Raw genomic sequence first — 23,108 nt, forward strand, 5'->3', positions numbered from 1 at the left:
TCGCGGGAAAGTCGCACACGGTTCACGTCTGCCCGGTGCGCTCCGGGCCCGGGCGGGGCATGGTGGTGATCAGGATGTGTCGCCTGCCTGCCGCGCCCGGCTGGCCGGACCGGTGCGGGCGCGGTGGCATGGACGAGGTGCGAAGCAGCGATCCAGGGGCAGGCGAAAGGCGTTCGCGGCAGACCGCCTGGAGCCGCAGAAAGGGATGAACACCGTGACACGACCCAGGATCCTGGTGGTCGGCGCAGGTTTCGCCGGCGTGGAGTGCGTCCGCCGTCTGGAACGGAGGCTCTCCCCGAGCGAGGCCGAGATCACCCTGGTGACACCGTTCTCCTATCAGCTCTACCTGCCGCTGCTGCCCCAGGTCGCCTCCGGGGTGCTGACACCCCAGTCGATCGCGCTCTCCCTGCGCCGCAGCAGCAAGTACCGGACCCGGATCATCCCCGGGGGCGCCATCGGGGTGGACCTCAAGTCGAAGGTCTGCGTGGTGCGCACCATCACCGACCGGATCGTCGACGAGCCGTACGACTACATCGTGCTGGCGCCCGGCAGCATCACCCGCACCTTCGACATCCCGGGGCTCACCGACAACGCGTTCGGCATGAAGACGCTGGCGGAGGCCGCGTACATCCGCGACCACGTCATCTCGCAGCTGGACCTCGCCGACGCCAGCCAGGACCCCGCCGAGCGGGCCTCCCGGCTGCAGTTCGTGGTGGTCGGCGGCGGCTACGCGGGCACCGAGACCGCGGCCTGTCTGCAGCGGCTGACCCACGCGGCCGTCAAGCGGTACAACCGCCTCGACCCGAACCTGATCAAGTGGCACCTGATCGACATCGCGCCCAAGCTGATGCCCGAGCTGGGCGAGAAGCTGGGGCGCGACGCGCAGGAGGTCCTGACGCGGCGCGGCATCGAGATCTCCCTCGGGGTGTCCATCGAGAAGGCCGGGCCCGAGGAGGTCACCTTCACGAACGGCCGGGTGGTGCCCACCCGCACGCTGATCTGGACGGCGGGCGTGGTGGCGAGCCCGCTCATGGCGACGCTGGGCGCGGAGACGGTCAAGGGTCGCCTCGCGGTCACCGCCGAGATGTGCCTGCCCGACCACGACGGGGTGTTCGCGCTCGGCGACTCCGCGGCCGTCCCCGACCTCGCCAAGGGCCAGGAGGGCGCCGTGTGCCCGCCGACCGCCCAGCACGCGATGCGGCAGGGCCGGCATGTCGCCGAGAACCTCATCGCCACCCTGCGCAACCAGCCGATGCGGCCGTACGTCCACAAGGACCTCGGTCTCGTCGTCGACCTCGGCGGCGCCGACGCGGTGTCCAAGCCGCTCGGCGTGGAGCTGAAGGGGCTGCCCGCGCAGGCGGTGGCCCGCGGCTACCACTGGTCGGCGCTGCGCACGGGGGTCGCCAAGGCCCGGGTGGCGGCGAACTGGGCGCTCAACGCGGTCGCCGGCGACGATTTCGTCCGCACCGGTTTCCAGGCCCGCAAGCCGGCCAAGCTCAAGGACTTCGAGTACACCGACGCCTATCTGACTCCGGAACAGGTGCGGGAGCGGGTCAGGGGGGCGGACCGGGCGGAGCTGTGACCCCGGGGCCGGTAGCGGGCCGGGGCATGACATGCTGAGAAGTGGATCTCGGCGTGAACCTGCCGGGACGTGGCTGGAACCGGCTGTGCTGGCCGGCTGTGAATCGGGAGAGTGTACGGCGGCGTGAAGGCAGCGGGGCGCTCGGCGCGGACACGACTGCGGGACCGCGTCGCCGCGTCCGACCCGGGGCTGTTGAGGCTGACGGCGGGCCTGCGGACGGTGGGCGCGATCGCGCTGACCCTCGCCGTGCTCGCCGTGTTCGGCGTGGACGTCAAACATCTGGTGGCGGGGGCCATCGCGGCGATGGTCGCCACCTTCGCCATCCGGGAGAAGGAGCCGGGTCCGCAGGCCGTCACGCTGGCGCTCGGCCTGCCCGTCGCCCTGGCCTCGATGTCGCTGAGTACGCTGCTCGCCTCGCGGGTGGTCCTCGGCGACGCCGTCTTCGTGGTCCTCATCTTCAGCGCCGTCTTCGTCCGCCGGTTCGGCGACCGCGGCACCGCGCTCGGGCTGATCGGCTTCCAGGTCTACTTCGTGTCCCTGTTCGTCGGCGCCAAGCCGTCGGGGCTGCCCTCCCTGTGGCTCGCCGTGGCCGCCGCGTTCGCGTCCAGCGCGGTGATGCGCTTCGCGGTGGTCCCGGCGACGCCCACGCGCATCCTGCGGCTGCTGCGGCAGGCCTTCCGGGCACGGCTGGCGCAGTTGATCGCGACGCAGGCCGAGTTGCTGGACGCGGGTCCGGACGACATCGACAAGACGCTGGAGCGCCTGCGCGACGGCACCGCGCGTCTGCACGAGACGGCGCTGATGATCCAGTCCCGGCTGGAGGAGGGCACGCCCGACAAGTCCACCGCGCGCCTGGTGCAGCGGCGCATCGCGGACGCCGAGATCGCCGCGGAGCGTCTGGGGCTGCTGCTGCTGACCGCGCGCAGTGCCGAGCGGGCGGACACCCTCACCCTGCACCTGCCGGGCGCGCCCGCCCCGTCGGTGGGCCGTTCACCGGCGCCCGGCGAGGCCACCGAGATACTGCGCCGCGATCTGGCGGCGCTGCGCACCCTGGTGCTGCGGCCGCCCTCGGAGGCGCGCGGCACCGCGCTGTCCCATCTGCGCAACCGGCTGCTCGGCTACCGCGACGAGGAGAACCTGCCCGAGGCGACACCGGCCGTCCAGGACGTCTTCCGCGGCATCGGTGAGAGCGCGCGGGCGGTCATGGGCCTCAGGATGGCGCTGGACGGTCCGCAGGACGAGTCGGACGACTCGCCGGCCACGGCCAGGTCCCGGGAGGAGCTGGACGCCGAGGACGCGGCCATCGACGCCGGTGAGGAGGCGGCGCCCGAGGAGGAGCAGACCGGGCTGCGGCGGCCCACCACGCGTGCCGCGGTGCAGGTGGCCGTGGGGTCCTCGCTGGCCATCGTCGGCGGGGAGTTCCTGTCCACGCAGCGCTGGTACTGGGCGGTGCTCACCTGCTGGATCGTCTTCATCAACACCGCGTCCACCGGGGAGATCCTGGTCAAGGGCTACCGCCGCCTGCTCGGCACCGTGCTGGGCGTGGTGGCGGGCATCGTGCTGGCCGGCCTGGTGGGAAACCACACCTGGACCGCGTTCGGGCTGGTGCTGGTGCTCATCTTCGCGATGTTCTACACGGCACCGCTGTCCTACACGCTGATGTCGTTCTTCGTCACCGCGATGCTCGGGCTGCTGTACACACTGCTGCACACCTACAGCATGTCGGTGCTGCTGCTGCGGGTCGAGGAGACGGCGCTCGGCGCGGCCTGCGGGATCGTGGCGGCGGCGCTGGTGCTGCCGATACGCACGGACCGGCGTACGAACGAACTGCTGGGCACGGTGCTGGAGCGGCTCACCGATGTCACGGAGGGCGCCGTCGACCAGCTCAGCGGCGGGCAGGCGGCCGACCTGCTGGACACCGCGCGGGAGCTGGACCAGGCGCTGGGGGATCTGCGGGCCGCCACGCAGCCGCTGACCCATCCGATCACACCGCTGCGGGCCCGGCGCGACACCGCCCAGTACGTGGTGGCGCTGCTGGAGACCTGTGCCTACCACGCGCGGTCGCTGGCCGCGACGGCCGAGCTGCTGCCCACCCACCCCTCGATCGCGGCCGACCCGCGGCTGCGCGGCGCGGTGCGGCGCACGGTGCGCAACATCGAGGCGATCGCCGCCCGTGTCGCCGACGAGGACGCCGGGGCCGAGGTGGAGACGGGGCCGAGCATCGCCTCGCTGCTGGAGCCGGACGTGGCCGGGGTGCCCCGGTACGGCCGCATCACCGGCCGGGTGCTGCGGCATCTGGAGCGGCTGGACGAGGCGGTGGTGGGCCTCGCCCGGCCGCTGGGCGTGTCCGTCAGGGCGCCGAAGCGGTGACGGCACCACCCGGTGGTGCGGTTCAGAAGTCGCTGGGCAGCCCGCTGGCCTCGGCGATGCCGCGCAGTTCCTCGTTCTGCTGGTGGCGTTCCTTGAGGTAGTCGGCTATCTCGCCCAGACGTTCCGGGTCGGAGGCGGTGACCGCGTCGGTGACGACCCGGACGGGTCCGGTCTCGTCGGTGCTGATCTCGACGACCTCGTTGTCGAGGCGTCCGGTGACGGCGGTGGCGATGACGAGTGCGGCCTCGTCCCGGATCTCCTGGGGCAGCGGTTCGGCGTTGTCGCCGTCCAGCGAGAAGTCGATGGCCGGCATCTGCTGCTCGTCGATCGCCTGGAGGACCGGTTCCACCACGCTGAGCAGCAGCTGGTAGTCGTCGTTGGGCATGCGAACGCGCAGGAGGTCGAGGTAGACGTCCACGGGACGTCCGTCCGGCGGAGGAATCTCGTGTTCGTTCATTCGCCCCGTGTTCCCCGTGCCGGGCCGCTCAGACCCTCCGCCAGCGGGCGAGGGCGAAGGAGAAGACGCCGAAGAGCACCAGACCGGCGGCGACCAGCGCCAGGAGCCACGGGCCGAGCGGGGTGCCGGCGAAGGAGCGGAGGGTGTCGTCCAGTCCCTTCGCCCGGTCGGGTTCGTAGTCGACGGCGGCCCGTACGGCGAAGGCGCCCACCACCGCGAACACGATGCCGCGGGCCGCTCCGCCGCCGACCCCGGTGACGTCGACCAGCCGGCGGGCCCGCCGGCCGAGCCCGCCGAGCTTCATCTTCTTGTGATAGGTGCGGCGCACGGCCTGGACGCAGATGACCACTCCGGCGACGACGATCGCGGCGCCGGCGACGCCCACGAGCCACTGCCCCGCGGGCATGCCCATCACCCTGGCGGTGACGTCCCTGGACTGCCGGTCGCTGGAGCCGCTGCCGCCGGCACCGGCCGCGAAGGCCAGTACGGAGTAGGCGACGAAGGCGTAGAAGACGCAGCGGGCGGCGGCGGGCAGCCGCTTCCTCGCGGTGCGGCCGTCCTTGCCGGTGACGCCGAAGAGCGCCTCGGACAGCCGCCACAGGGCCATCCCGGCGAGTCCGGCGCCCAGCGCCCACAGCAGCACCGCGCCGAAGGGCCTGTCGGACAGCTCGGCCAGGGCGCCGCCCCGGTCGGCCTGCCGGTTTCCGGTGCCGAAGGCGATCTGCAGGGCCAGGATGCCGACCAGCAGGTAGATGACGCCGCGGGCGGTGAGTCCCGCCCGGGCGGCCCCCTCGGCCGCCGATCCGTTCGCGGCCCTCCGGGCGCGTCCGCGGCCGGTACGTGCCAGGACACGTGTGTTCATGTGGACCTCCCCTCCCGGACTCCGCATGCCCCGGCATCGGACGCGCACACCGCGGGTCTCGTGGACGGTGGCCGTGGACGTGCGACCGCCCGTACACCGACTGGTGGTGTACGGGCGGTCGCGTGGTCGTTCCCCTGGCCGTTCCTCGTGTCAGTCCGCCACGCCCGCGTGCGCTCCACCGGGCACGGGCTCCGGGACGGGCGCGTCCGCGAGGTGGCGCCGGGCACTCTCCAGGGCCCGGCGCACGTCGCGCGTGCCGGTCGACACGCACAGCGTGTACGCGAGGTCCCGGGTCCGCGGGCCCGGTTCGCCCGCCGCGTCGGCGGGCTCGTTCACCGCGGCGGCCTCGTACTCCTCCAGGAGTCCGCGCAGCACCGCGGGGTGTGGCATCAGCATGCGGTCCCTTCCCTCCCTCGCTTCCCGGTCCGTCCGGCTCATCGGGTCCGTACCGGGCGGCCGGGGCGGGCGGTCCGCTCCCCCATGGCCTCGTCGCGCACGCGGGCGCAGCTGCGGCTGATGAGCCGCGAGACGTGCATCTGCGAGATGCCCAGGCAGTCGGCTATCCGGCTCTGGGTCATGTCCTCGAAGAAGCGCATGTAGAGGATGGCGCGTTCGCGTTCGGGCAGCCTGCGCAGGCCCTCCTTGGCGGACTCGCGGTCGATCACGGTGTCGTACGAGGCGTCGGCCGCGCCGAGGGTGTCCGCGAGGCTGTAGCCGTCGTCGCCGGCCGAGAGTTCGGCGTCGAGCGAGAGGGTGCTGAAGCTCTCCAGCGCCTCCATGCCGGCGCCGACCTCGTCCTCGGTGAGGCCGGTGTGGGCGGCGAGGGCGGCCACCGAGGGTTCGGGGCTGCCCGGGCTCTGGGCGAGTTCGCGCCGGGCGACGCGCACCTTGTTGCGCAGTTCCTGGACCCGGCGGGGTACCCGCAGGGCCCACATGCGGTCGCGGAAATGGCGCTTGACCTCACCGGTGATGGTGGGCACGGCGTAGCTCTCGAAGGCTCCCCGCTCGGGGTCGAAGCGGTCGATGGCCTTGACCAGACCGAGCGCGGCGACCTGGCGGAGGTCCTCCAGGGATTCCCCGCGGTCCCGGAACCGCCCGGCGATGCGGTGGGCCATGGGCAGCCAGGCCGTGACGAGTTCGTCGCGGACCGCGTCGCGTTCGGGTCCGTCCGCCAGTCCCGCCAGGCGGCCGAAGAGGGCCATGGTGTCGGGGGCGTCGTCGTGCCGGCGGCGGGCCGGGGTGCCGGTGGCGGCGGTAGCGGTGGTGGACTCGGGGGTTCCGGGGCGGATGGTGGGCGTTTCGATGAGCATGCGGATTCGCTCCTGAACGGTGGTCTCAGGGGACTTTCCGCGGGAACGGCGCTGTCCGGGTCGCCCCGGGACAGCCGGAGCACCGAAGCAGCTCTACCGCTCCCGCTGCTGCGCCTCCGGTCCGAAGCACGATTTGGCGACTGCCCTCGCCCCGGTGGAACAAACTCCGCTTTTCGAAAAGTCATCAGGACAGCGGAACGACCACGGTGATGCACTTGCCTCCGGAGGGAAGGTCTGCCACGCGTACCTCGCGGGCCAGCCGGCAGACGATCGGCCAGCCTCGCCCGCCCAGGCCGCGGCGGCCGCGTTCGTCGGTGGCGGGCGCGGCCACCGGCAGGTCGTGGCTGCGGTCGCACACCGAAAGGCGCAGGCCGGGCCGTATGCCCGGTTCCACGACGTCGACCCGGAAGTCGGTGATGCCGCCGCCGTGCAGGATCGCGTTGGTGGTCAGTTCGGAGGCGACGAGGACGGCGTCGGACAGGGCGCCCGTGTCGCAGGACGCGGGGCCGCCGCGGCCGCCGCACGCGGTGACGGCGCGCTCGACCTCCCGGCGCGCGTCGGCGGGCCTGCACGGCGCGTACCGGCGGTGCGCGCGGGTACCGCGCGGTTCGGCTGCGGGTTCGGTTGTGTCCCTGTCACACATCCGTCGGCTCCCTGTGGGTCGGTTCTGTTCGGCCGTGTGCGCACCGTTCGGCCCCGTCACTTTCGGCTGACCTCTGGGCGTCGGGCCAAACCTCCGGTCCTCCGTGCGGCCCACGGGCCATCCGGGCGCCCTGCGGGGGTACGCGGAGTGCATGACGGATGTTGTGGACTCGGACGAACTGCTGCGCCGCATGCACCGCGCGAGGTCGTGCGCGCTGGAGGAGCGGCGCGTCTGGCGGGCGCGAGCCGAGGAGCTGCGGCCGACCGACCCGGAGGGTTCGCGGGAGGCCGCGGTGCGGACGGTGGCGTACGAGGCCGTCCTGCGGGTCCTGGACGAGGTGCTCACCCCGGGCCGGAACCCGGGTTGAGGGGCCGCGGCGCGGATTGACGGCACGCCGGGCGGGAAGCCGCATCGGCATGACTGTCGACCATCGCCGCGCACCGGTCCTGGAGGCCCTCGTCGAGTACCGCCGTGAGGGGCGGCTGTCGTTCACGCCGCCGGGACACAAGCAGGCGCGGGGCGCCGATCCCGCCGTGCGCGAGGTGCTGGGCGACGCCGTCTTCCACGGTGACGTACTGGCGACGGCCGGGCTCGACGACCGGCTCAACCGGGGGCGGGTGCTGCAGCGTGCCCAGGAGCTGATGGCGGACGCCGTCCACGCCGATCACACGTTCTTCACCACGTGCGGGAGTTCCCTGTCGGTGAAGGCGGCGATGCTGGCGGTCGCGGGACCGCACGAGAAGCTGCTGATCGGCCGGGACGCGCACAAGGCGGTGGTCTCGGGACTGATCCTGTCCGGGATCGAGCCGGTCTGGGTCGATCCCCGCTGGGACGCCGAGCGGCATCTGGCCCATCCGCCGTCCGCCGAAACGTTCGAGGAGGCGTTCGCCGCGCATCCCGACGCCAAGGGCGCCTTGATCACCAGTCCCACGCCGTACGGGGCGAGCGCGGATCTGCGGGCCGTCGCCGAGGTCTGCCACCGGCGTTCGGCGCCGCTGATCGTCGACGAGGCGTGGGGGGCGCATCTGCCCTTCCATCCGGATCTGCCGTCCTGGGCGATGGACGCGGGCGCCGACATCTGCGTGACCAGCATCCACAAGATGGGCAGCGGTCTGGAGCAGGGGTCCGTGTTCCACCTGCGCGGTGACCTGGTGCCGCCGAAGCTGCTCGGCATGCGGGCCGACCTGTTGAGCACCACCAGCCCGTCGGTGCTGATCTTCGCCGGTCTCGACGGCTGGCGCCGCCAGATGGCGCTCGGCGGACACGGGCTGATGGGCGGCGCGCTGGAGCTGGCCGCCGGTGTCCGGGCGGCCGTCGAGGAGATCGACGGCATGCACGTCAACGACCGCGACGACTTCTGCGGCGCGGGGGCGGCCCACGGCTTCGATCCGCTGCCCGTCGTCATCGACCTGGCGGGCCTCGGCGTCTCGGGCTTCCAGGCGGCGGACTGGCTGCGCGAGCACCGGAGCGTGGTCGCGCACCTCACCGACCACCGCCGCATCGGCGCGCAGATCACCCACGGCGACGACCGGGAGACCGCGGACGAGTTGCTCACCGCCCTCAAGGACCTGGCCCGCGCCGCTCCCGGCCTGGACCCCGCTCCGCGGGTCGAGGTGCCCTCGCCGCAGGAGCTGCGGATGCCCCAGGTGTGCCTGCCCCGGGACGCGTTCTTCGGGCCCACCGAGGACGTGCCCCTGGTGCGGGCCGCCGGCCGGATCGCGGCGGAGATGATCACGCCGTATCCGCCGGGCATTCCGGCCGTCCTGCCGGGTGAGCGGCTGGCCGAGCCGGTCCTGCGCTATCTGCGGACCGGTCTGGACGCCGGGATGTACCTGCCCGATCCGACCGATCCGGCACTGGAGACGATCAGGGTCGTCGCGCGGTGACGCGTGAGGGGAGGGCGAGGGGGCGAGTGAAACGGGTCACTCACCCCGGTTCCGGGTGGGTGGAACACCCAGAGATGGTTTAGCGTTCATCCAGTTGTGGCGACGGAGTCGACCGAGTGTCCTCCGCGGTCACCGCTTACGGCCCTGGCTGGCTTCCCCCGTCCAGCCAGGGCTTTTTCATGCCCGCGCGCCCACGCCCCCCATTCCGGCACGGAATGCCTACGGGATTCGTACGGGATCCGTCGTCCGCCGAGGTGCTCAGGACGCCCGCAGCGACTGAAATGGGAAGAGGGAAAGCCCCGGAACCGAATCGCCGGCGAGGAGCCCCGTGCCATGACCAAAGCGATCAAACTCCTGACCGCCCTCCCCCGCCCCCAGCGCGCGCGGCTGATGGAGCTGGCCCAGGAGGTCTCCTTCCCGGAGGACGAGCGGATCTTCGAGGCCGGGGGCAAGGCCGACCGCTTCTGGGTCGTCCGCTCCGGCGCGGTCTCCCTGACCCAGCGGGTGACGTCCCTGCAGCGGGTCACGGTCGCCAGCCTCGGCGTGGGCGACCTGCTCGGCTGGTCCTGGCTCTTCCCGCCCTACGAGTGGGACTTCGGCGCCGAGGCGTTCAGCCCGGTGCGGGCCTACGAGTTCGAGGCGGCGGCGGTGCTGAGGCTGTGCGAGGACGACCCGCAGCTGGGCATCGTGCTGGTGCGGTCGGTCGCCGAGATCCTCGCGCACCGGCTGGAGAGCACCAGGGGACGCCTGATGGAGCACTACGCGCTGCACGGCCACGGCGAACTGTGAGCCCCGTCAGACGCGGTAGCGCCGCAGCGCCGGCACCGCGGCGGCCAGGGCCAGCATCAGCGCCACGACGAGCAGCCCGCCCCCGGCCACGGCCTCCCGCGGTCCGAGGGCGGAGCCCGCGCCGCCGTGCAGTACGTCGGCCAGCCGCGGCCCACCCGCCACGACGACGGTGAACACGCCCTGCATGCGCCCGCGCATCTCGTCGGTGGCCGCGGACAGCAGGATCGCCCCGCGGAACACCATGGAGACCATGTCGGCGACCCCGGCCAGGGCCAGGAACGCCACCGCGAGCCACAGGCTGCCGCTCAGCCCGAAGCCGGCGATGGCGGCGCCCCAGACGACGACCGCGCCGATCACCATCCAGCCGTGCCGACGCGCTCGCGAGAAGGTGCCGGAGAACAGCCCGCCGGCCACCGCCCCGACCGGGATCGCCGCGAACAGCAGCCCCAGGGCGAGCCCCTCTCCGTAGGGGGCGTACGTCTCCGCGGCGAGCTGCGGGAACAGGGCGCGGGGCATGCCGAAAACCATGGCGACGATGTCGGCCAGGAAGGACAGCAGCAGCACCTTGTGCCCGGCGATGTAGCGGAAGCCCGCCACGACCTCGCGCAGGCCCGCGCGCCGCACCGCGGTGCCCGCCAGCGGCGGCAGGGCGGGCAGCCGGTGGACGGCCCACACCGTCACGCACAGCGCCAGGGCGTCGATCAGGTACAGCTCGGGGAGGCCGATCAGCGGGATCAGCGCACCGGCGAGCAGCGGTCCGGCCACCTGGCCGGTCTGCATCACGGTCGAGCCGAGCGCGTTGGCGGCGGGCAGTTCGCTCTCGGGCACCAGGCGGGCGATGGAGGCGTTGCGGGCCGGGGCGTTGAGACCCCAGAAGGCCTGCTGGAGCGCGAGCAGCAGCATCAGGGCGGCCACCGACTCCATGCCGGTGACCGCCTGTATCCAGAAGAGCAGCGAGGTCACCGCGATGCCGGTGTTGGTGATCAGCAGCAGCTTGCGGCGGTCCATGGTGTCGGCGACGGCGCCGCCCCACAGCGCGAACACGATGAGCGGCAGCAGACCGGCGAGGCTCGCGGCGCCGACCCAGGCGGAGGAGCCGGTGATGTCGTAGATCTGCTTGGGCACGGCGACGGCGGTGAGCTGGCTGCCGACGGCGGTGACGATGGTCGAGGACCACAGCCTGCGGTAGGCCGGGCGGCGCAGGGGTCGGGTGTCCATGGCCCAGCGGCGCCACCCCCGCCGGTCGGCGCCGTCCGTCACCGGGGCCTTCGTCCGGGGTTCGGTGCCGCTCTCGCCGCTGCTCTCGCTCGTGTCCACGCGCTTCCTACATGCTCGATACATCTTTCGACTGCGGGGATCACTATCGCAGCTTCGTTCGAGCGCGCCGGTCGCGTGGGGCTGGTCCGCGCCGCTCAGGCCCCGGCGACGAGGGAGACGCCGAGGGCGATCATGGTGGCGGCCACCAGGCCGTCCAGTACGCGCCAGGCCGCGGGCCGGGCCAGGAAGCGGCCGAGGTAGCGGGCGCCGAAGCCGAGCGCGGCGAACCAGACCAGGCTGGCGGCCGCGGCGCCGAGGCCGAAGGTCCAGCGCAGCGGCCCCCGGTCGGCGGCGACGGAGCCCAGCAGGAACACGGTGTCCAGGTAGACGTGCGGGTTGAGCCAGGTCAGCGCCAGGCAGGTGAGCACCGCCCGGCGGCGGGAGCCCGCGGCGTCGCCCTCCGCCCGCAGCGCGCCGGACGGGCGGAACACCCGCCGGGCGGCCAGGGCGCCGTAGCAGAGCAGGAAGGCGCCGCCGATCCAGCCGACGGCGGTCAGGGCCCCCGGCCAGGCCACCACCACGGCGCCGACGCCGCCGACCCCCAGGGCGATGAGCACGGCGTCGGACAGCGCGCAGATGCCGACCACGGCGAGGACGGCGTCGCGGCGGGCTCCCTGGCGCAGGACGAAGGCGTTCTGGGCGCCGATGGCGACGATGAGCGAGAGTCCGGTGCCGAAACCGGCGGCGGCTGCCGTGAGGGCGTTGTTCATGCCCTCGACGCTAAGTGGACGATCACCGTGCGTACAGCTAAAGATTCTTACGTATCATTAGCCGGTGTGATGACGACATGACGCCGGCCTTCGCGGATCTGCCGCTGGAGCAGGTGCGGACCCTGCTGGCCGTGGTGGACGAGGGCACGTTCGACGCGGCGGCCGCCGCCCTGCACGTGACGCCGTCCGCGGTCAGCCAGCGGGTGAAGGCGCTGGAGCAGCGCACGGGCCGGGTGCTGCTGCTGCGCACCAAGCCGGTGCGGGCGACCGACTCCGGTGCCGTGCTGGTGCGGCTGGCCCGCCAGGTGGCGCGGCTGGAGCGGGACGCCTCGGCCGAGCTGGGCCTGCGCGGGGAGGGCGAGCCGACCCGGGTGTCGGTGGCGGTGAACGCGGACTCGCTGGCGACCTGGTTCCTGCCGGCCCTCACCCGTCTTCCCCGCGAACCCGCGCTCTGCTTCGAGCTGCGCCGCGAGGACGAGGGGCACACCGCGACGCTGCTGCGGGAGGGCGTGGTGATGGCGGCGGTGACGTCGTCGCCCGAGCCGGTACCGGGCTGCACGGTCCGGCCGCTGGGCCGGATGCGCTATCTCCCCTGCGCCGCACCCGACTTCGCCGCCCGGCATCTTCAGGGACCGCCCCGCGAGGCCGTCGCCGGGGCGCCCGTGGTGGTCTTCGACCGGCGGGACGACTTCCAGGACGCCTTCGCGCGGCGGCTCGGGCACGCGGGCGCGAGTGCCGCGCGGCACTACGTGCCGACCTCGGAGGGCTTCGTCGAGGCGGTCGCCGCCGGGCTGGGCTGGGGCATGGTGCCGCAGCCGCAGGCGGCACCCCTGCTGCGCGCCGGGCGGCTGACCGTCTTCGCCCCGGACCTGGCGGTGGACATCACGCTGTACTGGCAGCAGTGGAAGCTCGACTCCCCGGCGCTGGCCGCGGTGGCGGACGCGGTGGTGACGACGGCCGCGGAGGCGCTGCTCCGGTAGACCGCGGCGCCGCACCGGGACACCCGCCGGTTTCGCACCGCTGCCGGCCGGTCACCCGAAGGGGAGCAAGCCGTGTACGAGGACGCGAACGCTACTGATCGCAGGTGACTTTGATGGACAACTGGCGAGAGCACGCCGCATGCCGTACGGAGGACCCCGACCTCTTCTTCCCGATCGGCACCACCGGCCCGGCCGCTTTGCAGACCGAGCAGGCGAAGGCGGTCTGCCGGACCTGCCCGGTCCGGGAGCAGTGTCTGCGGTGGGCGCTCGACACCGGGCAGACGCTCGGTGTCTGGGGCGGTACCAGCGAGTTGGAGCGCCGTGCGCTCAAGCGGCGCGAGGCCGTGCGCCGCAGGTCGGCGTAGTCCGGCGTCCGCGCCGCCCGGTCGGCCGCTCAGGCGCTCTGCCGGGCCGCGGCCCGTCCCGCCGCCCGCCCGGAGAACAGGCAGCCGCCGAGGAAGGTGCCCTCCAGCGCGTTGTACCCGTGCACCCCTCCCCCGCCGAAGCCGGCCACCTCGCCGGCCGCGTACAGGCCCTCCACCGGGGTGCCGTCGGCGCCCAGGGCGCGGGAGTCGAGGTCGGTCTGGATGCCGCCGAGGGTCTTGCGGGTGAGGATGTGCAGCTTGACGCCGATCAGCGGGCCCGCCGCCGGGTCGAGGATGCGGTGCGGGGCGGCGACCCGGCCGAGGCGGTCGCCGATGTAGCGGCGGGCGTTGCGGATGCCCTGCACCTGGGCGTCCTTGGCGTACGGGTTGGCCATCTGCAGGTCCCGGGCCTCGATCTGGCGCCGGAGCGCGGCGGCGTCCAGGAGCGGTTTGTCGGTCAACCGGTTCATCTTCTCCACCAGTTGCTCCAGGTCCGGCGCGGTCACGAAGTCCGCGCCGTTGCGCAGGAACGCGTCCACCGGGCCGGGTGCCCCCTTGCCGAGGACGCGTTCGCGCAGGAAGCCGGCGCGGTCCTTGGCGGTGATGTCGGGGTTCTGCTCGGAACCGGAGAGCGCGAACTCCTTCTCGACGATCTTCTGGGTGAGGACGAACCAGGAGTGGTCGTGGCCCGCGAGGTCCTCGGCCGTGCGCAGGTGGCGCAGGGTGCCGAGGGTGTCGTAGCCGGGCAGGTACGGCTCGGGCAGCCGGCGGCCCAGCGCGTCGAACCACATCGACGACGGTCCGGGCAGGATGCGGATGCCGTGGCCGGGCCAGATCGGGTCCCAGTTGCGCACGCCCTCGGTGTAGTGCCACATGCGGTCGCGGTTGACCAGGCGGGCGCCCGCCTCGGCGCTGATGCCGAGCATCCGTCCGTCGACGTAGGCGGGGACGCCGGTGACCATCTCGGCGGGCGGGGTGCCCAGGCGTGCGGGCCAGTGGCGGCGGACGATGTCGTGGTCGGCGCCGATGCCGCCGGAGGTGACGATCACGGCCTGCGCGGTGAGTTCGAACTCCCCGGCCGCTTCACGGTTGGAGGCGACGCCGCGCGGTGAGTCGTCCGGGGCGAGGACCGTGCCGCGCACGCCGCGCGCGGTGCCGCCCTCGACGACGAGGTGGTCGACGCGGTGGCGGTGGTGGAAGGTGAGCAGTCCGTCCCGCGCGGCCTGCTTCGCGTACCGCACGAAGGGCTCGACGACCCCCGTGCCGGTGCCCCAGGCGATGTGGAAGCGGGGCACGGAGTTGCCGTGGCCGCCGGCCGTCAGGTCACCGCGCTCGGCCCAGCCGACGGTGGGCAGGAAGGTGATGCCGTGTCCGGCGAGCCAGGACCGCTTCTCCCCCGCCGCCCACTCGACGTACGCCCGCGCCCAGCGCACCGCCCAGGAGTCCTCGTCGTCGGCCCGGTCGAAGCCGGCGCTGCCCTGCCAGTCGCTCCAGGCCAGCTCGAAGGAGTCCTTGACGCCGAGGCGGCGCTGCTCCGGGGAGTCGACGAGGAAGAGGCCGCCGAAGGACCAGAAGGCCTGTCCGCCGAGGTTGGCGGCGTTCTCCTGGTCGACCAGGGCGACCCTGCGGCCCCGGCTGGTCAGTTCGTGGGCCGCGACGAGGCCCGCGAGACCCGCTCCGACCACGATGACGTCGGCATCCATGGCGACCGTCCCTTCCTGTTCGTCATTGGCGAGCGCTGCCGTCGGTGAGCAGCGCGGTGAGCAGTTGTCCGAGCCAGATCCGGGCGTGTGCGACGTCCCGGTCGAGGAGCAGCCGGGTGGTGACCCCGTCGTACGCGGCGACCACGGCGTGCGCGGCACCCTCGGTGTCGCCGAGCACGGCGGGCAGGGCGGTGTGACCACGGGCCCGGGCGAGCCGGTCGGCGATCGCCCGCCTGAGGCGGGCCCGGTGCTCCAGCAGGGTCCGGGCGACCTCCGGATCGCGGGCGGCGTGCACCAGGAAGTCCGTCTTCACCAGGAGCCAGTCCCGGTCCAGGAGCAGCACCTCGGTGACGCGGTCCGCGGCGGCCGGTACGTCCAGGTCGGGGCCGTCGGAGGCGAGGGCCGCGGACACCTGCTCGGCGATCAGGTCGGCCCGCTGCCGGTAGAGGGCGAAGAACAGTTCGTCGAGGCTGTCGAAGTTGGAGTAGAAGGCACCCCGGCTGTACCCGGCGGCCTCGCAGACCTCCTCGATCGACACCCGCCCGAACCCCTTGGCGGCGAACACCCCGAAGGCGGCGTCCAGGAGGTTGGCGCGGGTGTGTGCGCGGCGTCTGGTCATCCGCCCGGTCGTCTCCCGCACCGCCATGCCCGGTCCCTTCGCTCCGTTCGATGCGCGAATGTATCGGATACACCGGCGTATCGAAAGAGCCCGGACGCCCACGTCCAGTGAATAGAACACAGTTTCGAACAAGGAGTACGCTGGTGCCATGACCACGCACCACCTCCAGGGTTCGCTCTTCGACCAGACCGACGAGGTCGGGCTCGGCTCCCTCGACGGGCTGCGCCGCACCCGCCTCGGCGCCGGGGCCTGGATCGACCTGCTCCCGGGGTGGCTGACCGGCGCCGACGCACTGTTCGGGCGGCTGGCCGCCGAGGTCCCCTGGCGGGCTGAGCGGCGCGAGATGTACGAGCGGGTCGTCGACGTGCCCCGGCTGCTGGCGTTCTACGGTGCGGCCGACCCGCTGCCGGACCCCCTGCTGGCCGAGGCGCGCGCGGCGCTGTCCGCGCACTACGCCGAGGAGCTGGGCGAACCCTTCACCACGGCGGGCCTGTGCCACTACCGCGACGGCCGGGACAGCGTCGCCTGGCACGGCGACCGGATCGGGCGCGGCGCGCGCCAGGACACCATGGTCGCGATCCTCTCCGTCGGCGCACCGCGTGACCTGCTGCTGCGCCCGGTGGGCGGGGGCGGCGCGACCGTGCGCCGCCCGCTGGGCCACGGCGACCTGATCGTGATGGGCGGCTCCTGCCAGCGCACCTGGGAGCACTGCGTCCCGAAGAGCACCCGCGCCGCCGGGCCCCGCATCAGCGTCCAGTTCCGCCCGCACGGCGTGCGCTGAGGGCCGGACAACCGCCCGCGCCCCGTTTCTGGTTGGCTGTCCCGTACGCAGGCAGCCGACCAGAATCGCGGGAGACCATGAGCGCGGACGTACGGCAAGTGGCCGACGGCACCTACCTGGTGCACGGCGGCAACACCAACTGGGTCATCCTCACCGACGGCGACGCGGTGACCCTCGTCGACACCGGTTACCCCGGCGACCGCCGGGCACTGCTCGACTCCCTGGCCGCCGTGGGGAGTTCGCCCGAGGCGGTGGCGGCGGTGCTGATCACCCACGCGCACAACGACCACCTGGGCTCGGCCGAGTACCTGCGCGCCGCCCACGGCACCCCGGTGCTGCTGCACGAGGCCGAGGTGCCGCACGCCCGGCGCGACTACCTCCAGCAGGTGTCGGTCGGCACGGTGCTGCGCAACGCCTGGCGGCCCGGCGTCCTGCCGTGGATGCGGCACGTGCTGCGCACCGGCGGCACCGAGCAGCACCCGGTGACCGCGCCCGCGCCCTTCCCGGCGGACGGCGCCCTGGACCTGCCCGGCCGGCCCGTGCCGGTGCACACCCCGGGGCACACCGACGGCCACTGCGTCTACCACCTCCCGGACGCCGGGGTGGTGGTCTCCGGCGACGCGCTGGTGAGCGGGCACGCCATCTCCCGGATCGAGGGACCGCAGCTGCTGCCCGACCTGTTCCACCACGACCGGCCGCGCGCGATCGCCTCGCTCGACGTCATCGCGGGCCTGGAGGGCGACCTCCTGCTGCCGGGGCACGGCCCCCTGCACCAGGGCCCGGTGAAGGACGCCGCGGAACTGGCCCGGGAGCGGGCGGCCTGAGGCCGCGGCCTAGAGTCGGGGCATGGCCTTGCAGATCAGTGCCACCAATCCGGAGCACCCCGCGCTCCTGCTCGAACTGCCCTGGCAGCTGCCGCTGGAGCAGTGGCCCGAGGAGTACCTCGTGCCGCTGCCGCGCGGCATCTCCCGGCACGTGGTCCGTTACGCGCGCGCCGGGGACGAGGTCATCGCCGTCAAGGAACTGGCCGAACGGCCCGCCCTGCGCGAGTACCAGCTGCTGCGCGACCTGGACCGGCTCGCCATCCCGGCGGTGGACGCGCTGGCCGTGATCACCGGCCGCACGGACACCGCCGGCGGCCCGCTGGAGCCGGTGCTGGTCACCCGGCACCTGGGCGGCTCGCAGCCGTACCGGTCGATGTTCGAGACGACGCTGCGCCCGGCGACCATGCACCGGCTGATGGACGCCCTCGCGGTGCTGCTGGTGCGACTGCACCTGGCCGGGTTCGCCTGGGGCGACTGCTCGCTGTCCAACACGCTCTTCCGGCGCGACGCGGGCGCCTACGCCGCCTACCTGGTCGACGCCGAGACCGGGGAGCTGCACCCGCGGCTGAGCCCCGGGCAGCGGGACTACGACCTCGACCTCGCCCGGGTGAACATCAGCGGCGAACTGCTCGACCTGGAGGCGTCCGGGGCGCTGCACCCCTCCGTCGACCCGGTCGACTTCGGCATGGAGATATGCGCCCGCTACCGGAGCCTGTGGGAGGAGCTGACCCGCACCTCCGTCTACCCGGCGGGCAAGTACCACTACATCGAGCGCCGGATCCGGCGGCTGAACGACCTCGGCTTCGACGTGGCCGAGATGCAGATCGAGCACGCCTCCAACGGCGACACCGTCACCTTCGTGCCGAAGGTCGTCGACGCCGGACACCACCAGCGCCAACTGCTGCGCCTGACCGGCCTGGACGCCGAGGAGAACCAGGCCAGGCGGCTGCTGAACGACCTGGAGAGCTGGATGGCCACCCAGGACGACTACGCCCCGGGCGACCCCCTCGGCGCCCGCCCCGAGGTCCTCGCCCACCGCTGGGTGCGCGAGGTCTTCCGGCCCACCGTGCGCGCCGTGCCGGTGGAGCTGCGCGGCGCGATGGACCCGGCGGAGATCTACCACGAGCTGCTGGAGCACCGCTGGTACCTGTCCGAACGGGCCCAGCACGACATCGGCCTGGACACGGCGGTCGAGGACTACCTCGTCAACATCCTGCCCACGGCGCGGGAGACGCTGCGGCCCACGGCGGACTGAGCAGCGGCCCCCGCCGGGTCCTCAGGTGTGCGGGACGACCGCCACCGGGCACTCCGCGTGGTGCAGCACGCCGTGCGCCACCGAGCCGATCCGGGCGCCGACCGCGCTGCGGCGGGCGCGGCGGCCGACGACCATCAGCTGGGCACCCCCGGCCACCGAGAGCAGCACCTGCCCGGCGCTGCCCATCTCCACGTGCTCGACCACCGCAACGTCGGGGAAGCGCTCGCGCCACGGGGCGAGCGCCTCGTCGAGCGCCTTGCGTTCGTACTGCTCCAGGCCCCCGGCCTCGTCGGCGAGCGCCATCGAGCCGGGGCTGTAGGTGAAGACCGTCGGCAGGGCCCAGGCCCGTACGGCGCGCACGGTGGCGCCCCGGGCGGCGGCGGCCTCGAACGCGAACCCGATCACGTCGGCGCTGTCCTCCGGCTCGCCCTGCTGGCCCACGACGACCTCGCGGCCCGCGGCCTCCGCGGCGGCCTCGTCACCGGCCCGCACGAGGACGACCGGCCGGGTCGCCTCGGCGATCACCTGCTGGCCGACCGAGCCGAGCAGGAAGCCGACGACCGGCCCGTGGCCGCGCGAGCCGAGGACCAGCGTGTCGGCGTCGGCCGCGGCGGCGAGCAGGGCCGCGACGGCGTCGCCCTCGCGGACATCGGTGGTCACGGTGAGGCCGGGGTGCCGTTCGGTGACGGTGCCGACGGACTCGGCGAGCGCGTCCCGCACCCACCGCTCCTGGGTGTCCCGGTCGGCCGTGCCGGTCACGCCCTGCCCCTGGAACCGCCAGGCGTGCACGACGTGCAGCGGGGTTCCGCGGCGGACCGCCTCCCTGGCGGCCCAGGCCAGTGCGGCCAGGCTCTCCTGAGAACCGTCCAGGCCTGCCGTGATCGGGCGCGTCATGCGGGCCCCTCCCTGTGTCGCGGTCGCGTCGTTCATGGGCCCAGTCTTCCCCAAGCCGCCCCCGTGATCTCGCGCGGGGAGCCGGGGGACGCCGGTGCCCCTTCCCGCTGCCTGAGCGGGGACCGGCGATCGAACATACGATGGGTTCGAGGCCGGTGCGGTGACGGGGACGCCGTGCCGTGAATCCGGCCGCGCGACGTGGGGGACGTATGGCACAGGCCGACGGGGAGACACGGACCGTCATCATGACCGTGGACGACGATCCGGGGGTGTCCCGTGCCGTCGCCCGCGACCTGCGGCGACGTTACGGCGCCACGTACCGGATCGTGCGCGCGGAGTCCGGCGAGTCGGCGCTCGACGCGCTGCGTGAACTGAAGCTCCGCGGCGACCTGGTGGCCGTGATCCTCGCCGACTACCGGATGCCGCGGATGAACGGCATCGAGTTCCTCGAACAGGCCCTGGACGTGTACCCGGGCGCCCGGCGGGTGCTGCTGACGGCGTACGCGGACACCGACGCGGCGATCGACGCGATCAACGTCGTCGACCTGGACCACTACCTGCTCAAGCCCTGGGACCCGCCCGAGGAGAAGCTGTACCCGGTCCTGGACGACCTGCTCCAGGCCTGGCGCACCGGCGACCACCGTCCGGTGCCCAGCACCAAGGTCGTCGGGCACCGCTGGTCGGCGCGGTCCTCGGAGGTCCGGGAGTTCCTGGCCCGCAACCAGGTGCCGTACCGCTGGTACTCCGCGGACGAGCCGGAGGGGCGGCGGCTGCTGTCGGCGGCCGGGCAGGACGGGCAGCGCCTGCCGGTGGTGATCACGCCGGACGGGGTCCCGCTGGTGGAGCCGGAGGCGCCCGAGCTGGCGGCCCGGGTGGGTCTGGCGACCACGCCGACGGCCGACTTCTACGACCTGGTGGTGATCGGCGGCGGCCCGGCCGGGCTCGGCGCGGCCGTCTACGGGGCCTCGGAGGGGCTGCGCACGGTGCTGGTGGAACGGTCGGCGACCGGGGGCCAAGCCGGGCAGAGCTCGCGCATCGAGAACTACCTGGGCTTCCCCGACGGCGTCTCCGGCGGCCAGCTGACCGAGCGGGCCCGGCGGCAGGCGGCGAAGTTCGGCGCCGAGATCCTCACCGCGCGCGAGGTCACCGGCCTGGAGGCGAACGGCGCGGCGCGCGTCGTCCGGTTCTCGGACGGCTCGGCGATCGCCGCGCACAGCGTCATCCTGGCGACCGGCGTCTCCTACCGGCAGCTGACCGCGCCGGGCACCGAGGACCTGGCGGGCTGCGGGGTGTTCTACGGCTCGGCGCTGACCGAGGCCGCCTCCTGCCAGGGCCACGACGTGTACATCGTGGGCGGCGCCAACTCGGCCGGGCAGGCGGCGATGTACCTGGCCCGGGGCGCCAAGTCGGTGACGCTGCTGGTGCGCGGCGCCTCCCTGGCGGCGTCGATGTCGTACTACCTGATCCAGCAGATCGAGGAGACGCCCAACATCCGGGTGCGCTGCTCCACCGTCGTCGAGAGCGCGCACGGCGACGGCCACCTGGAGCGGCTCACCCTGCGCGACGCGGAGAGCGGCACCACCGAACTCGTCGACGCGCAGTGGCTGTTCGTGTTCATCGGCGCGGCCCCGCTGACCGACTGGCTGGACGGCACGGTGCTGCGGGACGACCGCGGGTTCATCCTCGCCGGGCCCGATCTGACCCCCGACGGGCGGCCGCCGGCCGACTGGGAGCTGGACCGGCCGCCGTACCACCTGGAGACCAGCGTCCCGGGCGTGTTCGTGGCGGGCGACGCCCGCGCGGAGTCCGCCAAGCGGGTCGCGTCCGCCGTCGGAGAGGGAGCCATGGCCGTCATGCTCGTCCACCGGTACCTGGAGCAGTCGTGAGCGGCCGGCCGATGCCGTGCAGCCCCGGGGAGATCGGCAAGCTGTTCCTGTTCGAGAAGCTGACGCCCGAGCAGCTGGGCCGGCTCTGCGCCGAAGGCCGGGTGGAGCTGTTCGACCCGGGCCCGGTGTACGCCGAAGGCGAGGACGCCACCTGCTTCTACGTGATGCTGGAGGGCACCGTCGTGCTGACCCGCCGGGTCGGCGGGGACGACGTGGAGACCAACCGCACCTCGCAGCCCGGGGTGTACGCGGGCGCGATGCAGGCGTACGTCGGCGACCGGGTGCCGCAGGTCTACAACAACTCCATGCGGGTCACCGAGCCGACGCGGTTCTTCGTGCTCCCGGCCGACACCTTCGCGGCCGTCATGCGGGAGTGGTTCCCGATGGCGGTGCACCTGCTGGAGGGGCTGTTCTTCGGGTCCAAGAACACCCAGCGCACCATCGGGCAGCGCGAGCGGCTGCTGGCGCTGGGCTCACTGTCCGCCGGGCTCACCCACGAGCTGAACAACCCGGCGGCGGCCGCGGTGCGGGCCACCTCGACGCTGCGGGAGCGGGTGGCGAAGATGCGGCACAAGCTCGCCGTGATCGCCGAGGGCCCGTTCTCCCGCGACGCGCTGGCGGGGCTCATCGAGATACAGGAGCGTACGGCGGAGCGGGTCGCCAAGGCGCCCTCGCTCAGCCCCCTGGAGGCCGCCGACCGGGAGGACGTCCTCGGCGACTGGCTGGCGGACCACGGGATCGAGCAGGGCTGGCAGCTCGCACCGACCTTCGTGCAGGCCGGTCTGGACACCGAGTGGCTGGAGCGGGTGGCGGCGGCCGTGGACGCGGAGATCCTGCCGGGGGCGGTCGGCTGGCTCAACTACACGGTCGAGACCGAGCTGCTGATGAACGAGATCGCGGACTCCACCGCCCGCGTCTCCCACCTGGTGGACGCGGCCAAGCAGTACGCGCAGCTCGACCGTGCCCCGTACCGGACGGTCGACGTCCATGAACTCCTCGACAGCACGCTGCTGATGCTGTCCGGCAAGATCGGCCCCCGGATCAGGGTCGTCAAGGAGTACGACGGCACGCTGCCGCGCATCCCGGCGTACCCGGCGGAACTGAACCAGGTGTGGACCAACCTGATCGACAACGCGGTCGCCGCGGTGAACGACGCGGGCGGCGAGGGGGCGCTGACCGTGCGGACCGCTCTCCACCACGACCGGCTGCTGGTGGAGTTCCGCGACACCGGCACCGGGATCCCCGCGGAGATCCGGGGGCGCGTCTTCGACCCGTTCTTCACCACCAAGCCGGTGGGCGAGGGCACCGGGCTCGGCCTGGACATCTCCTGGCGGATCGTCGTCGACAAGCACCACGGCACCCTCCAGGTCGAGTCCGAGCCGGGCGACACCCGTTTCCAGGTGCTCCTGCCGCTCACCGCGGCCGAGTCCGAGCAGGAAGCCCCGACCGAACCGACAGAACCGACCGAATCAACCGATCCGACCGATCCGACCTAGGAGCCGGTATGACGAGCGACACCGGAATCGACCCCACCGTCCCGCCGAGCGGCGACGGCTGCACCGAGTGCGACGCGGCGGGCGGCTGGTGGTTCCACCTGCGGCGCTGCGCGAGCTGCGGCCACGTCGGCTGCTGCGACAGCTCCCCCGGACAGCACGCGACCGGCCACTTCCGGTCGACCGGCCATCCGGTGGTGCAGAGCTTCGAGCCGGGCGAGGACTGGTACTGGGACTACGCGACGAACGAGGTGCGCGAGTCCGGCCCGCGCCTGGCTCCGCCCGGCAGCCACCCCGACGACCAGCCGACGCCGGGTCCGGCGGGCCGCGTCCCGGCCGACTGGGCGACCGCGCTGCGCCGCTGAGCGCCCGTCCCCGGCGC

23 protein-coding genes are annotated in these 23,108 nt (G+C 73.3%); 13 read left to right on the forward strand and 10 right to left on the reverse strand.

All coding sequences use genetic code 11. The features are described from left to right. The first annotated feature begins 205 nt into the window (after window positions 1-205). Together BJ961_RS20920 and BJ961_RS20925 are read left to right on the forward strand one after the other, a co-directional pair. Window positions 206-1,582, forward strand: coding sequence for an NAD(P)/FAD-dependent oxidoreductase (locus BJ961_RS20920; protein WP_271414320.1), 1,377 nt, complete (start codon window positions 206-208; stop codon window positions 1,580-1,582). Window positions 1,583-1,705: 123 nt separating this feature from the next. Beyond that, the gene (locus tag BJ961_RS20925) at window positions 1,706-3,952 is read left to right on the forward strand and encodes an FUSC family protein (protein WP_271414321.1); all 2,247 of its coding nucleotides are present in this window, start codon (window positions 1,706-1,708) and stop codon (window positions 3,950-3,952) included. 22 nt (window positions 3,953-3,974) lie between these two features. On the opposite strand, the gene BJ961_RS20930 is transcribed toward BJ961_RS20925, so the two are convergent. The 5 genes from BJ961_RS20930 to BJ961_RS20950 all read right to left on the reverse strand — a co-directional run bounded on the left by BJ961_RS20930 (window position 3,975) and on the right by BJ961_RS20950 (window position 7,224). Further along, window positions 3,975-4,409 (reverse strand): hypothetical protein, encoded by a 435-nt coding sequence (locus BJ961_RS20930; protein ID WP_271414322.1) that lies wholly within the window; start codon window positions 4,407-4,409, stop codon window positions 3,975-3,977. 28 nt (window positions 4,410-4,437) lie between these two features. After that, a complete protein-coding gene (locus BJ961_RS20935; RefSeq protein WP_271414323.1) occupies window positions 4,438-5,271 on the reverse strand; it encodes a DUF1206 domain-containing protein in 834 nt (277 codons plus the stop codon). Between the two features lie 150 nt (window positions 5,272-5,421). Then, window positions 5,422-5,667, reverse strand: coding sequence for a DUF5133 domain-containing protein (locus BJ961_RS20940; RefSeq protein WP_271414324.1), 246 nt, complete (start codon window positions 5,665-5,667; stop codon window positions 5,422-5,424). Window positions 5,668-5,705: 38 nt separating this feature from the next. Then, entirely contained in the window at window positions 5,706-6,581 is an 876-nt protein-coding gene (locus BJ961_RS20945; protein WP_271414325.1) for a SigB/SigF/SigG family RNA polymerase sigma factor, read from the reverse strand. Between the two features lie 184 nt (window positions 6,582-6,765). Next, a complete protein-coding gene (locus BJ961_RS20950; RefSeq protein ID WP_271414326.1) occupies window positions 6,766-7,224 on the reverse strand; it encodes an ATP-binding protein in 459 nt (152 codons plus the stop codon). A gap of 151 nt (window positions 7,225-7,375) precedes the next feature. Between BJ961_RS20950 and BJ961_RS20955 the strand changes: the two genes are divergently transcribed. The 3 genes from BJ961_RS20955 to BJ961_RS20965 all read left to right on the forward strand — a co-directional run bounded on the left by BJ961_RS20955 (window position 7,376) and on the right by BJ961_RS20965 (window position 9,899). Then, window positions 7,376-7,591, forward strand: coding sequence for a hypothetical protein (locus tag BJ961_RS20955; protein ID WP_271414327.1), 216 nt, complete (start codon window positions 7,376-7,378; stop codon window positions 7,589-7,591). 49 nt (window positions 7,592-7,640) lie between these two features. Then, complete coding sequence (locus tag BJ961_RS20960) at window positions 7,641-9,110, forward strand: aminotransferase class I/II-fold pyridoxal phosphate-dependent enzyme (protein WP_271414328.1); 1,470 nt, start codon at window positions 7,641-7,643, stop codon at window positions 9,108-9,110. A gap of 333 nt (window positions 9,111-9,443) precedes the next feature. Then, on the forward strand, window positions 9,444-9,899 hold the full coding sequence (locus BJ961_RS20965; protein WP_271414329.1) for a cyclic nucleotide-binding domain-containing protein: 456 nt from the start codon (window positions 9,444-9,446) through the stop codon (window positions 9,897-9,899). Between the two features lie 6 nt (window positions 9,900-9,905). Here the strand turns inward: BJ961_RS20965 and BJ961_RS20970 are convergent, their stop codons facing one another. After that, a complete protein-coding gene (locus tag BJ961_RS20970; RefSeq protein ID WP_271414330.1) occupies window positions 9,906-11,216 on the reverse strand; it encodes an MFS transporter in 1,311 nt (436 codons plus the stop codon). A 95-nt stretch (window positions 11,217-11,311) separates the two neighbouring features. Continuing rightward, window positions 11,312-11,926, reverse strand: coding sequence for a LysE/ArgO family amino acid transporter (locus tag BJ961_RS20975; protein ID WP_271414331.1), 615 nt, complete (start codon window positions 11,924-11,926; stop codon window positions 11,312-11,314). Window positions 11,927-12,003: 77 nt separating this feature from the next. Here BJ961_RS20975 and BJ961_RS20980 point away from each other — a divergent pair, with 77 nt between their 5' ends. Together BJ961_RS20980 and BJ961_RS20985 are read left to right on the forward strand one after the other, a co-directional pair. Next, window positions 12,004-12,906: a LysR family transcriptional regulator ArgP gene (locus BJ961_RS20980; protein WP_271414332.1), complete on the forward strand. Its 903-nt coding sequence runs from the start codon at window positions 12,004-12,006 to the stop codon at window positions 12,904-12,906. 113 nt (window positions 12,907-13,019) lie between these two features. After that, window positions 13,020-13,271 carry a WhiB family transcriptional regulator gene (locus BJ961_RS20985; RefSeq protein WP_054100096.1) on the forward strand — a complete coding sequence of 84 codons (252 nt, stop codon included), beginning with the start codon at window positions 13,020-13,022 and terminating at the stop codon, window positions 13,269-13,271. A gap of 29 nt (window positions 13,272-13,300) precedes the next feature. Here BJ961_RS20985 and BJ961_RS20990 read toward each other — a convergent pair whose 3' ends face one another. Continuing rightward, a complete protein-coding gene (locus tag BJ961_RS20990) occupies window positions 13,301-14,974 on the reverse strand; it encodes an FAD-binding dehydrogenase (RefSeq protein WP_271414333.1) in 1,674 nt (557 codons plus the stop codon). A gap of 22 nt (window positions 14,975-14,996) precedes the next feature. Then, entirely contained in the window at window positions 14,997-15,620 is a 624-nt protein-coding gene (locus BJ961_RS20995; RefSeq protein WP_271414334.1) for a TetR/AcrR family transcriptional regulator, read from the reverse strand. Window positions 15,621-15,741: 121 nt separating this feature from the next. On the opposite strand from BJ961_RS20995, the gene BJ961_RS21000 reads away from it, so the two are divergent. The 3 genes from BJ961_RS21000 (at window position 15,742) to BJ961_RS21010 (ending at window position 18,453) form a co-directional block, all read left to right on the forward strand. Continuing rightward, entirely contained in the window at window positions 15,742-16,374 is a 633-nt protein-coding gene (locus tag BJ961_RS21000) for an alpha-ketoglutarate-dependent dioxygenase AlkB (protein WP_271414335.1), read from the forward strand. Window positions 16,375-16,451: 77 nt separating this feature from the next. After that, entirely contained in the window at window positions 16,452-17,198 is a 747-nt protein-coding gene (locus BJ961_RS21005; protein ID WP_271414336.1) for an MBL fold metallo-hydrolase, read from the forward strand. 22 nt (window positions 17,199-17,220) lie between these two features. Further along, window positions 17,221-18,453, forward strand: coding sequence for a DUF4032 domain-containing protein (locus tag BJ961_RS21010; protein WP_271414337.1), 1,233 nt, complete (start codon window positions 17,221-17,223; stop codon window positions 18,451-18,453). Window positions 18,454-18,474: 21 nt separating this feature from the next. On the opposite strand, the gene BJ961_RS21015 is transcribed toward BJ961_RS21010, so the two are convergent. Then, window positions 18,475-19,347 carry a universal stress protein gene (locus tag BJ961_RS21015; protein ID WP_271414338.1) on the reverse strand — a complete coding sequence of 291 codons (873 nt, stop codon included), beginning with the start codon at window positions 19,345-19,347 and terminating at the stop codon, window positions 18,475-18,477. Window positions 19,348-19,556: 209 nt separating this feature from the next. Between BJ961_RS21015 and BJ961_RS21020 the strand changes: the two genes are divergently transcribed. From BJ961_RS21020 to BJ961_RS21030, 3 genes are read left to right on the forward strand one after another with little or no spacing between them, the layout of a single operon-like run. Further along, on the forward strand, window positions 19,557-21,233 hold the full coding sequence (locus BJ961_RS21020; protein ID WP_271414339.1) for an FAD-dependent oxidoreductase: 1,677 nt from the start codon (window positions 19,557-19,559) through the stop codon (window positions 21,231-21,233). An 11-nt stretch (window positions 21,234-21,244) separates the two neighbouring features. Next, window positions 21,245-22,729 carry an ATP-binding protein gene (locus BJ961_RS21025; protein ID WP_381161372.1) on the forward strand — a complete coding sequence of 495 codons (1,485 nt, stop codon included), beginning with the start codon at window positions 21,245-21,247 and terminating at the stop codon, window positions 22,727-22,729. 8 nt (window positions 22,730-22,737) lie between these two features. Continuing rightward, entirely contained in the window at window positions 22,738-23,091 is a 354-nt protein-coding gene (locus tag BJ961_RS21030; RefSeq protein ID WP_271414341.1) for a UBP-type zinc finger domain-containing protein, read from the forward strand. Window positions 23,092-23,108 lie beyond the last annotated feature (17 nt).

This window comes from Streptomyces lienomycini, from assembly GCF_027947595.1.
Lineage (GTDB): Bacteria > Actinomycetota > Actinomycetes > Streptomycetales > Streptomycetaceae > Streptomyces > Streptomyces lienomycini.

Bases quoted from the DNA above. Each gene is read 5' to 3' on its own strand.
- BJ961_RS20920 (WP_271414320.1), top strand. From the start codon at position 206: ATGAACACCGTGACACGACCCAGGATCCTGGTGGTCGGCGCAGGTTTC.
- BJ961_RS20930 (WP_271414322.1), bottom strand. From the start codon at position 4,409: ATGAACGAACACGAGATTCCTCCGCCGGACGGACGTCCCGTGGACGTC.
- BJ961_RS20935 (WP_271414323.1), bottom strand. From the start codon at position 5,271: ATGAACACACGTGTCCTGGCACGTACCGGCCGCGGACGCGCCCGGAGG.
- BJ961_RS20940 (WP_271414324.1), bottom strand. From the start codon at position 5,667: ATGCTGATGCCACACCCCGCGGTGCTGCGCGGACTCCTGGAGGAGTAC.
- BJ961_RS20945 (WP_271414325.1), bottom strand. From the start codon at position 6,581: ATGCTCATCGAAACGCCCACCATCCGCCCCGGAACCCCCGAGTCCACC.
- BJ961_RS20950 (WP_271414326.1), bottom strand. From the start codon at position 7,224: ATGTGTGACAGGGACACAACCGAACCCGCAGCCGAACCGCGCGGTACC.
- BJ961_RS20955 (WP_271414327.1), top strand. From the start codon at position 7,376: ATGACGGATGTTGTGGACTCGGACGAACTGCTGCGCCGCATGCACCGC.
- BJ961_RS20960 (WP_271414328.1), top strand. From the start codon at position 7,641: ATGACTGTCGACCATCGCCGCGCACCGGTCCTGGAGGCCCTCGTCGAG.
- BJ961_RS20965 (WP_271414329.1), top strand. From the start codon at position 9,444: ATGACCAAAGCGATCAAACTCCTGACCGCCCTCCCCCGCCCCCAGCGC.
- BJ961_RS20975 (WP_271414331.1), bottom strand. From the start codon at position 11,926: ATGAACAACGCCCTCACGGCAGCCGCCGCCGGTTTCGGCACCGGACTC.
- BJ961_RS20980 (WP_271414332.1), top strand. From the start codon at position 12,004: ATGACGCCGGCCTTCGCGGATCTGCCGCTGGAGCAGGTGCGGACCCTG.
- BJ961_RS20985 (WP_054100096.1), top strand. From the start codon at position 13,020: ATGGACAACTGGCGAGAGCACGCCGCATGCCGTACGGAGGACCCCGAC.
- BJ961_RS20990 (WP_271414333.1), bottom strand. From the start codon at position 14,974: ATGGATGCCGACGTCATCGTGGTCGGAGCGGGTCTCGCGGGCCTCGTC.
- BJ961_RS20995 (WP_271414334.1), bottom strand. From the start codon at position 15,620: ATGGCGGTGCGGGAGACGACCGGGCGGATGACCAGACGCCGCGCACAC.
- BJ961_RS21000 (WP_271414335.1), top strand. From the start codon at position 15,742: ATGACCACGCACCACCTCCAGGGTTCGCTCTTCGACCAGACCGACGAG.
- BJ961_RS21005 (WP_271414336.1), top strand. From the start codon at position 16,452: ATGAGCGCGGACGTACGGCAAGTGGCCGACGGCACCTACCTGGTGCAC.
- BJ961_RS21010 (WP_271414337.1), top strand. From the start codon at position 17,221: ATGGCCTTGCAGATCAGTGCCACCAATCCGGAGCACCCCGCGCTCCTG.
- BJ961_RS21015 (WP_271414338.1), bottom strand. From the start codon at position 19,347: ATGACGCGCCCGATCACGGCAGGCCTGGACGGTTCTCAGGAGAGCCTG.
- BJ961_RS21020 (WP_271414339.1), top strand. From the start codon at position 19,557: ATGGCACAGGCCGACGGGGAGACACGGACCGTCATCATGACCGTGGAC.
- BJ961_RS21025 (WP_381161372.1), top strand. From the start codon at position 21,245: ATGCCGTGCAGCCCCGGGGAGATCGGCAAGCTGTTCCTGTTCGAGAAG.
- BJ961_RS21030 (WP_271414341.1), top strand. From the start codon at position 22,738: ATGACGAGCGACACCGGAATCGACCCCACCGTCCCGCCGAGCGGCGAC.